The organism is Bradyrhizobium sp. 62, from assembly GCF_023073035.1.
GTDB lineage: Bacteria > Pseudomonadota > Alphaproteobacteria > Rhizobiales > Xanthobacteraceae > Bradyrhizobium.
The window spans coordinates 347,496-355,617 of record NZ_JADPIT010000002.1; the positions used below are offsets into that span (position 1 = coordinate 347,496).

At 64.2% G+C, this 8,122-nt stretch carries 9 protein-coding genes and 1 pseudogene; 7 read left to right on the forward strand and 3 right to left on the reverse strand.

The genetic code is table 11. The features are described 5' to 3' along the window. Together IVB47_RS01810 and IVB47_RS01815 are read right to left on the reverse strand one after the other, a co-directional pair. A pseudogene (locus IVB47_RS01810) lies at nt 1-379 on the reverse strand (hypothetical protein); the annotation flags it as partial. 49 nt (nt 380-428) lie between these two features. After that, the gene (locus IVB47_RS01815; protein WP_247459550.1) at nt 429-1,154 is read right to left on the reverse strand and encodes a TetR-like C-terminal domain-containing protein; all 726 of its coding nucleotides are present in this window, start codon (nt 1,152-1,154) and stop codon (nt 429-431) included. Nucleotides 1,155-1,260: 106 nt separating this feature from the next. On the opposite strand from IVB47_RS01815, the gene IVB47_RS01820 reads away from it, so the two are divergent. From IVB47_RS01820 to IVB47_RS01845, 6 genes are all read left to right on the forward strand, one after another. After that, complete coding sequence (locus IVB47_RS01820; RefSeq protein ID WP_247459492.1) at nt 1,261-2,658, forward strand: carotenoid oxygenase family protein; 1,398 nt, start codon at nt 1,261-1,263, stop codon at nt 2,656-2,658. Between the two features lie 41 nt (nt 2,659-2,699). Further along, nucleotides 2,700-2,969, forward strand: a complete 270-nt coding sequence (locus IVB47_RS01825) for a hypothetical protein (protein ID WP_247459552.1) — start codon at nt 2,700-2,702, stop codon at nt 2,967-2,969. A 77-nt stretch (nt 2,970-3,046) separates the two neighbouring features. After that, nucleotides 3,047-3,622 (forward strand): hypothetical protein, encoded by a 576-nt coding sequence (locus IVB47_RS01830; protein WP_247459493.1) that lies wholly within the window; start codon nt 3,047-3,049, stop codon nt 3,620-3,622. Between the two features lie 12 nt (nt 3,623-3,634). Then, a complete protein-coding gene (locus tag IVB47_RS01835; protein WP_027567616.1) occupies nt 3,635-4,189 on the forward strand; it encodes a septation protein IspZ in 555 nt (184 codons plus the stop codon). A 104-nt stretch (nt 4,190-4,293) separates the two neighbouring features. Next, nucleotides 4,294-4,590: a hypothetical protein gene (locus IVB47_RS01840; RefSeq protein WP_247362543.1), complete on the forward strand. Its 297-nt coding sequence runs from the start codon at nt 4,294-4,296 to the stop codon at nt 4,588-4,590. A 14-nt stretch (nt 4,591-4,604) separates the two neighbouring features. After that, entirely contained in the window at nt 4,605-5,525 is a 921-nt protein-coding gene (locus IVB47_RS01845; protein WP_247459495.1) for an SH3 domain-containing protein, read from the forward strand. Nucleotides 5,526-5,680: 155 nt separating this feature from the next. Here the strand turns inward: IVB47_RS01845 and IVB47_RS01850 are convergent, their stop codons facing one another. Next, on the reverse strand, nt 5,681-7,336 hold the full coding sequence (locus IVB47_RS01850) for a fumarate hydratase (RefSeq protein ID WP_247459497.1): 1,656 nt from the start codon (nt 7,334-7,336) through the stop codon (nt 5,681-5,683). Nucleotides 7,337-7,561: 225 nt separating this feature from the next. Here IVB47_RS01850 and IVB47_RS01855 point away from each other — a divergent pair, with 225 nt between their 5' ends. Further along, a complete protein-coding gene (locus IVB47_RS01855; protein ID WP_027567612.1) occupies nt 7,562-8,035 on the forward strand; it encodes a hypothetical protein in 474 nt (157 codons plus the stop codon). Nucleotides 8,036-8,122 lie beyond the last annotated feature (87 nt).

Consider the following 8,122-nt stretch of genomic DNA (forward strand, 5'->3'; position numbering starts at 1 on the left):
GATGTGCGCCTTGCTTGCGCGCGAAAGCCTTGCGGCCCGCGGCGGTCAAGCCGTCCCGCGGATCCTTTTCGGGTGCGGATGCGCGGCGCTTGCGCGACGTCGTTGCAGCTTTCTTCTTTGCAGACTTTTTCCTTGCGGCCTTCTTTGTAACCTTGCGCTTGGGCGTCTTCTTGGCGGATTTTTTCTTCGAAGCTTTCGCCTTGGACGGTTTCTTCGCTGCCATGCGCATGTTGTCTACGAGGTTGGGATAGCTGCGCCCGGCGCGGCGAGCACGCGCCTTGGCCGCCGATTTCTGCGCAGGCGTGAGATGCTTGGACGCCTTGCCGGCGCGCTTGCGCGGGTTTGATCGTTTCCAGGGGGCACGGGATGATTTTGCCATGCGGCGTCAACGCCTCATCACGGCTGGGGTTGCGCTCGTCCCGACCGAATCAGGGACCCGGCAACTTCCCCGTCACCGGCGACATCAGCATCGCCTCGAGCAGGCGTTCGGGAGTCGTTCCCTTGGGCAGGCGCCCCAGAATATCCTCCAGCCGCCCATCGAGCAGCAGCATGGTAAAACCGTGCACCATCGACCAGGCGCGCGCGATCGCGGCGCCCTGATTGAGCGTCAGCGCGTCGCCGCGGATCTGTTCCTGCCGCATCATGCCGACGGCATTGGCAAGCCCCGCGAAGGACGCCTCGGCGGCCTCGTGCAGCGACGGCCTGGAATAGTCGAGGCGCTCGGTGCGGAACATGATGCCGTACATGCCAGGATGAGCCTGGGCATAGGCGACATAGGCTTTCGGCCGCGCCAGCGCGCGCTCGAGCGGGGTGGTGGCGCTGTCAGAGGACGAGGCCATCGCCGCATTGAACTGGCGGAAGCCGACTGCCGCGAGCTCACTGAGAAGCCCGGTGAGGTCGCCGAAATGATGGGTGGGCGCCGCATGCGAGACCCCCGCTTCGCGCGCCACCGCGCGCAATGTCAGGCCGGCGAGCCCGTCCCGCTCCAGCACCCGTTCGGCGGCCTGGAGCAGCGCCTCGCGCAGCGCGCCGTGATGATAGGGCGCCACGGACTTGACGCTCGCCGGTTGTCGCGCGGGACGCGCCGGCGCGCTCGCCTTTTTTGAGGTGCGCGCACCGCGCGCGGTTTCTGTCCTGATTTCGCTCTTGCCCATCGGCCAGCTATAGGACGCCATATTGACAGTGTAAAGATTTCGCTTGACCAAGCCCCCTCACACGGCTATTTCATCTTTACGATGTAAAGATAAGGAGGGATACGCCGTGCAGCAGGACGCCGTTGCCGAACGCCGCCACAACCTCGGTCCGATCCCGTTCGAGGCCGACGCGCCCTTCCTGAAAATCATCGGTGAATTGCCGCGCGACCTGAACGGCACGCTCTATCGCAACGGCCCCAATCCGCAGTTCGACTCGCCCGGCGCGCACTGGTTCGTCGGCGACGGCATGCTGCACGCATTTCATCTCGACAATGGCCGCGCCAGTTATCGCAACCGCTGGATCCGCACGCCGAAATGGCTGGCCGAGCACGATGCCGGCCGCGCGCTGTTCGGCGGCTTCGGCCGCAAGCTGCCGGATGCGCCGCAAAACCTCACTGACGGCGGTGTCGCCAACACCAACATCATCTTCCATGCCGGCAAGCTGCTTGCGCTGGAAGAAGCGCATCTGCCCACCGAGATCGAGCCGGGCACGCTCGCAACGCGCGGCTATCACAATTATCACGGCCGCGTTGCCGGCAGCTTCACGGCGCATCCCAAGATCGATCCCGTCACGGGCGAGCTGGTGTTCTTCGGCTACAACGCCGCGGGACCGCTGACGCCCACCCTCTACTACGGTTCGATCGATGCGTCCGGCAAGGCGACGCGCTTCGAACGGTTCGAGGTGCCTTATGCCAGCATGGTGCACGACTTCATCGTCACCGAGAACCACGTGCTGTTTCCGATCCTGCCCCTCACCGGCAGCATGGAGCGCGCGATGAGCGGACGGCCTCCCTACGCCTGGGAGCCGGACAAGGGCGCCTATGTCGGCGTGATCAAGCGCAAGGGAAGCGCGAAGGACATTGTCTGGTTCCGCGCTGAAGCCTGCTACGTCTTTCACGTCATGAATGCGTGGGAGGACGGCAATCAGATCGTCGCCGACGTCATGCAATTCGAGGAAGCGCCGCTGTTTCCGCATCCCGATGGCCGGCCAACCGATCCGGAGAAATCGCGCGCCCGCCATTGCCGCTGGACGTTCGATCTCTCAGGCGACACCGACCGCTTCCAGCAGACCTATCTCGACGATCTCACCGGCGAGTTCCCGCGCATCGACGACCGCCGCGCCGGATTGAAGAGCCGTCACGGCTGGTACGCCTGCGCCAATCCGAACCTGCCGATGTTCGGCGCGCTATCCGGCGTCGTCCATGTCGACGGCAATGGCAAGCGCCTCGGCCATTATCTGCTGCCGGCCGCCGACACCATTTCCGAACCGGTGTTCGTCGAGCGGTCGAAAGATGCGGCGGAAGGCGATGGCTGGCTGCTGGCGGTGGTCTGGCGCGCGCGGGAGAACCGCAGCGACCTCGCCGTGTTCAATGCCGGAGATGTCGAGGCCGGCCCCGTCGCGCTGGTGCAGCTCGGCCATCGCGTACCCGACGGTTTTCACGGCAATTGGGTCGGCGCGACCTAGTTCTCCTCTCGACATCGCTGATGTCACCAAAAGGCGTCTTCATGCACATGCCCTCGATCGCCGCGGACCGCCTCGCTGTCCTGATCCTGTTCCTGATCTGCGCCGGGATCACGCTCCAGATGATCTGGCCGCGGCGGAGCGGCCAAATCGTTTTCGACGGCGGCATCCTGCTCGCCTTCGTCCTCTCAACCGCCTGTGCGTTACCTCTGCTGTCGCACCTGCCCTGGGCCGGCTTCGTCGACGAAATGGCCGACCAAGCCGTTGCAGCAATTCAATTTTTGGAAGTCGCTTACGTCATTTTGACACTGTAAAGATTTTGCTTGACCCCGACTCGCTCCTGACCTATTGATCTTTACACCGTAAAGATAAGGCCTGACCGAGGCGAACCATGGCGATTTTCCTGATCCTCGCGCCCTACGGCGCCTTTACTTTCCTGATGCTGGTGACCTCGGCTACGATCAGCGTCTTCGTAGCCTCGGCAATCTGTCTCGCGACCGTCGCGATCGATGTCATGCGCGGCCGCTCGGTGAAGATCCTGGCTGTGGGCTCGGCGCTGCTATTCGCAGCAATCGGCCTCCACCTCGCGCTGTTCAACCCGGCGCTCGGCACACTCGGTGTCAAGCTGTCGGTCGACATCGGCATCTTCGTCATCTCGCTCGGCTCGATGCTGGTCCGCCGTCCCTTCACGCTGCAATACGCGCTCGAATCCGTGCCGGCCGAGATCGCGGCAATGCCCGGCTTCCACTATGCCAACTACGTCATCACCGGCGCATGGACCGCGGCTGCACTGCTGATGGCGGCCGCCAATCTCGTGCTGCTCTATGTCCCCGGCCTGCCGCTCTGGTCGAGCCTTGCGGTCGCCTTCGCCGCCCGCAACAGCGCAATCTATTTCACAAAATGGTATCCCGAATATCGGCAGATCAAGTACGGTGCGCCGACCAGCGCACTGCCCCACACTCGCTGAACAGGATCGACGATGAAGGACGTATTCGCCCGCCTCGCCTCCGACCTCTTCTCCGCCATCGTCTTCCTGGTCATCTACCTCGTGACCGACAACGTCGTCCTGGCAACGTCGGTGGCGATTGCCGGGGCGATCGCGCAGGTGATCTACGCGCGCGTCAAGGGGCAGCAGCTCAATTACATGACCTATGCGAGCGTCGCGCTCGTCGTCGTGCTGGGCACCGTCACGCTGCTGACCAACGATCCCCGCTTCATGCTCGCAAAGCCCTCGATCGCGCATTTCGCGATCGGTGCCATCATGCTCAAGCGCGGCTGGATGCTGCGCTACATGCCATCGATCGTCGTGGAGACCGTTCCGGAGTACGTGACGGCAGCGGGTTATGCCTGGGCCGCGCTGATGTTCGTGATCGGTGCCGGCATGATCGCCGTCGCCTCCACAGGCGATCTGAAGCTGTGGGCGTTCTACATCACCGTGGTCGCGGGCGGCGCCAAGATCGTCGCCTTCGCCGTGCAATATGTCGTGCTTCGCCTCATCGTCACCAGCCGACGGCGCGCCGCCGCCCGCGCCTAAATGCCTCCAACGGAGCGTTAGGCGCGGGCGGCGAGTTGCGCTATACGCTCGGCCGGGACTGGTCCGCGGATCGTCGCGGTCCGCCGGGATCTTGGGAGACGCGAATGGCCGTCGACGGCAACTGGACTCTGACCCTGACGACACCCATGGGGGAGCGTAAGGCGACGCTGAGCCTGACGGCTGCCGGCGGCACGCTCACGGGGACGCAGGGTGCGGAAGGCGATACAGCCGAGATTTTCGACGGCACCGTCAGCGGCGATGCCGTCAACTGGAAGGTCTCGATCACCAATCCGATGCCGTTGACGCTCGAATTCATCGGAACCGTCTCCGGCGACAACATGAGCGGTGAGATGGGCATCGGCCCGATGGGCAGCTTCCCGTTCACCGGCACGCGGGCGTAAGCCGCGCGGCAACCGTGCGCGCGCTCGGTTTCATCGCGGCGACGATCCTGTGTGTCGCGACCCAAGCGGCGCGCGCGGACGATGCCGAACCGGCGTGGCGGGCTAGCGCGCTCGCCATGCTACCTGCAGGCCATGTCGCCGGCACGGCCTATCGAACCGAAGGTTCGACGGGCTACCTCGCCGTCTATCCGGCCCCATCGAACGATCCGAAGTCACCTGCAAGCGTGTTCGTCGCGCGCCAGGCTCTCGTGGTCGCGCTGACGCCGGATGCGACGCGCGCAGTCTCGGCCGAATTGAAGCCGCGTAGCGGGCCGGATCCTGACAACGACGACACTGAGTTCGGAAAGCTGCACGCCGATCTCGCCGCCAAGCGCTCAACGCTTCCCGACGGCACCGAGCCCTGTGATTTCGGCGCATGGTCCGTCGACAAGGATCCTGACGGCCTCAACGTGCGCGCCGAGCCATCGATCAAGGCGCGTGTGCTCGGCACGCTTCCGCCGCCTTACCGGCTCAAGCTCGGCGGCAGCGAGAACACGCCCGATGGCGGCTGGCTCACTGAATTCCGCATCATCGGCTTCAAGAACGGCTGGTTTCTGATCGAAGGCGCCAAGCCGCCGGGCAAGGACTACGAGGACGACAAGAAATATCCGCGCAGCGCGCCAAAGCCCTATGCCGGACGCGGCTGGGTCGCCTCCAACAAGGTCGGCGCGTCCTACGCCAATGGCGCGACACGCATGGGCGGTCTGTTCCAGGCGCCCTTCGTCGATGCGAAATGGATGCCGGCCCAGCGCGAGCTCGGCGGCCCGATCGACACCGACGGCGGACCGAAGCACATCTTTGCTTGCAGCGGTCTCTGGGGCCTTGTCGAGAGTCAGGACGGCGTCCGCGGCTGGTGGCGCGGGCTGTGCTCCAACCAGGTCACGAATTGCAGCTAGCACGCTGAGGCATCCGCATCGTCATGGCCGGGCTTGTCCCAGCCATCCACGTCTTGCTCGCCGCACCAAGAACGTGGATGCCCGGGACAAGCCCGGGCATGACGACCGTGATGGGGGCATGCACAATTACTCGCACGCAGGTGCGAGTGAGGCAGCTAACCCAGATTCAACTCCTTGAAGAAGTCGTTGCCCTTGTCGTCGATGATGATGAACGCCGGGAAGTCGACGACCTCGATGCGCCAGATCGCTTCCATGCCGAGCTCGGGATATTCGAGCACCTCGACCTTCTTGATGCAGTGCTCGGCAAGGTTCGCCGCGGCACCGCCGATCGAGCCGAGATAGAAGCCGCCATGTTTCTTGCAAGCCTCACGCACGGCCGCCGCCCGGTTGCCCTTAGCCACCATCACCATCGAGCCGCCGGCGGCCTGGAACTGATCGACGAAGGAATCCATACGGCCCGCAGTGGTGGGGCCAAACGCACCGGAGGCGTAGCCCTCCGGCGTCTTGGCCGGGCCCGCGTAATAGACCGGATGGTTCTTGAAATAGTCCGGCAGCGGCTTGCCCTGGTCGAGCCGCTCGCGCAGCTTGGCATGCGCGGAATCGCGCGCGACGATCATGGTGCCGGTCATCGAGACCCGCGTCTTGGTCGGGTACTTCGAGAACGTGGAAAGGATATCCTTCATCGGCTGATTAAGGTCGATCTTGACGACCTCGCCGCCGAGCGACTGCTCGACCTCAGGCAGATACTGCGCCGGGTTGTGCTCGAGCTCTTCGAGATAGACGCCGTCCTTGGTGATCTTGCCGAGCACCTGGCGATCGGCCGAGCAGGACACGCCCAGCCCGATCGGCAGCGAGGCACCGTGACGCGGCATGCGGATCACGCGCACGTCGTGGCAGAAATATTTTCCGCCGAACTGCGCGCCGACGCCGAGCGACTGCGTCATCTTCAGGATTTCCTGCTCCATCTCGAGATCGCGAAACGCGTTGCCGTCGGGCGAGCCGTGGGTCGGCAGCGCGTCGAGATAGCGAGCCGACGCCAGCTTCACCGTCTTCATGCAGAGCTCGGCCGAGGTGCCGCCGATCACGATCGCGAGGTGATAAGGCGGGCACGCCGCAGTGCCCAGCGTCAACACTTTCTCCTTGAGGAAGGCGAGCAGCCGGTCCTTGGTCAGCACCGAAGGCGTCGCCTGGAACAGAAAACTCTTGTTGGCGCTGCCGCCGCCCTTCGCCATGAACATGAACTTGTAGGCGTCATCACCTTCGGCGTAGATCTCGCACTGCGCCGGCATGTTGTTGGCGGTGTTCTTCTCCTCGTACATCGACAAGGGCGCGACCTGCGAGTAGCGCAGATTGCGGCGCAGGTAAGCATCGCGCGCGCCTTCCGACAGCGCCGCCTCGTCGTCACCGTCGGTGATGACGTTGCAGCCCTTCTTGCCCATGATGATCGCGGTGCCGGTGTCCTGGCACATCGGCAGCACGCCGCCGGCGGCGATGTTGGCGTTCTTGAGAAAGTCCAGCGCGACGAACTTGTCGTTCGGGCTCGCCTCGCCGTCCTCCAGGATCGCGCGGAGCTGCTTCAGATGACCGGGCCGCAGATAGTGGTTGATGTCGCCAAAGGCGGCTTCCGACAGGTCCCGCAGCGCCTCGCGCGACACCACCAGCATGTCTTTCCCCAGGACCTTCTCGACCCGCACGCCCTCGGCCGTGATCTTCTTGTAGGGCGTCTCGTCCTTGCCCAGCGGAAACAGCGGCGTGTGCTTGTAGGGCGGAACGGGCTTTGCGGGGTCGGGGAAGGCGGTGGGAGCGTTCATGGGCTGGAATCTCGGGGTTTTGGAGCCCTCGCATGGGCCCCTTTCATAGAAGCGTTCTAAGCTTTTTTGCCGCAAAGGGAAGGCGCTCTGGTCCGGTCGGGGCATCCGGATTCGGCGGCTGGCCGCGGACACCAGGCCCTCATGATGCCAGTGAAGACCCTGGGTGCACCCCTTGCGCTACGCGCGGGACGACGATTGAATGCGCCCGCTAAGGGGCTTTTCATCATGACATTGAACTTGCACGTCCGCGGCGCGATCCTGGTTGCCGCCGCCATCACCGGCCTTGTGACCCTCGTCTCGCCCGCTCGCGCGGACCGCTGCGATGACAGCGCCAAGGAGCTGGCGAACCAGGTCGATCGCCTCAAGGTGAATTTCCGCGCCGCGAATGTCGTCTATCTGACTCATCCCGCGGCCAAGGAATTGTCCGTGGCTTGCCGTGGCGACAAATATTCGATCGAGCTCTATGCCAAGGGCGATCGCAAGCCGAAACCGGAGTTCTTTACGCTGGTAGGGTCGATGGCGGCGATCGTCTTCACCGTGACCAAGGACGATACGACGACGGGCGCGACACGCTGCCTGAAACGGATGGGGCTCTTGCGCGGCGACAAGATCAGCATGCGTTACCGGCGTCTCAACATGGAATGCACCCGCACCAAGACGGATGCGTCCATCGCGATCACGCGCGGCAAGGACGAATAGGCGGTCCCCCGCGCGGTGTGCGTCTGACAGCACACCGCCCACTACAGACTCCGTCATTCCGAGCGAAGCGAAGCAATCCAGAATCCC

Excerpts from the sequence above, each read along its gene's own strand:
- IVB47_RS01835 (WP_027567616.1), top strand. The coding sequence starts at position 3,635 with ATGAAGGACGTATTCGCCCGCCTCGCCTCCGACCTCTTCTCCGCCATC.
- IVB47_RS01830 (WP_247459493.1), top strand. The coding sequence starts at position 3,047 with ATGGCGATTTTCCTGATCCTCGCGCCCTACGGCGCCTTTACTTTCCTG.
- IVB47_RS01815 (WP_247459550.1), bottom strand. The coding sequence starts at position 1,154 with ATGGGCAAGAGCGAAATCAGGACAGAAACCGCGCGCGGTGCGCGCACC.
- IVB47_RS01825 (WP_247459552.1), top strand. The coding sequence starts at position 2,700 with ATGCACATGCCCTCGATCGCCGCGGACCGCCTCGCTGTCCTGATCCTG.
- IVB47_RS01850 (WP_247459497.1), bottom strand. The coding sequence starts at position 7,336 with ATGAACGCTCCCACCGCCTTCCCCGACCCCGCAAAGCCCGTTCCGCCC.
- IVB47_RS01855 (WP_027567612.1), top strand. The coding sequence starts at position 7,562 with ATGACATTGAACTTGCACGTCCGCGGCGCGATCCTGGTTGCCGCCGCC.
- IVB47_RS01840 (WP_247362543.1), top strand. The coding sequence starts at position 4,294 with ATGGCCGTCGACGGCAACTGGACTCTGACCCTGACGACACCCATGGGG.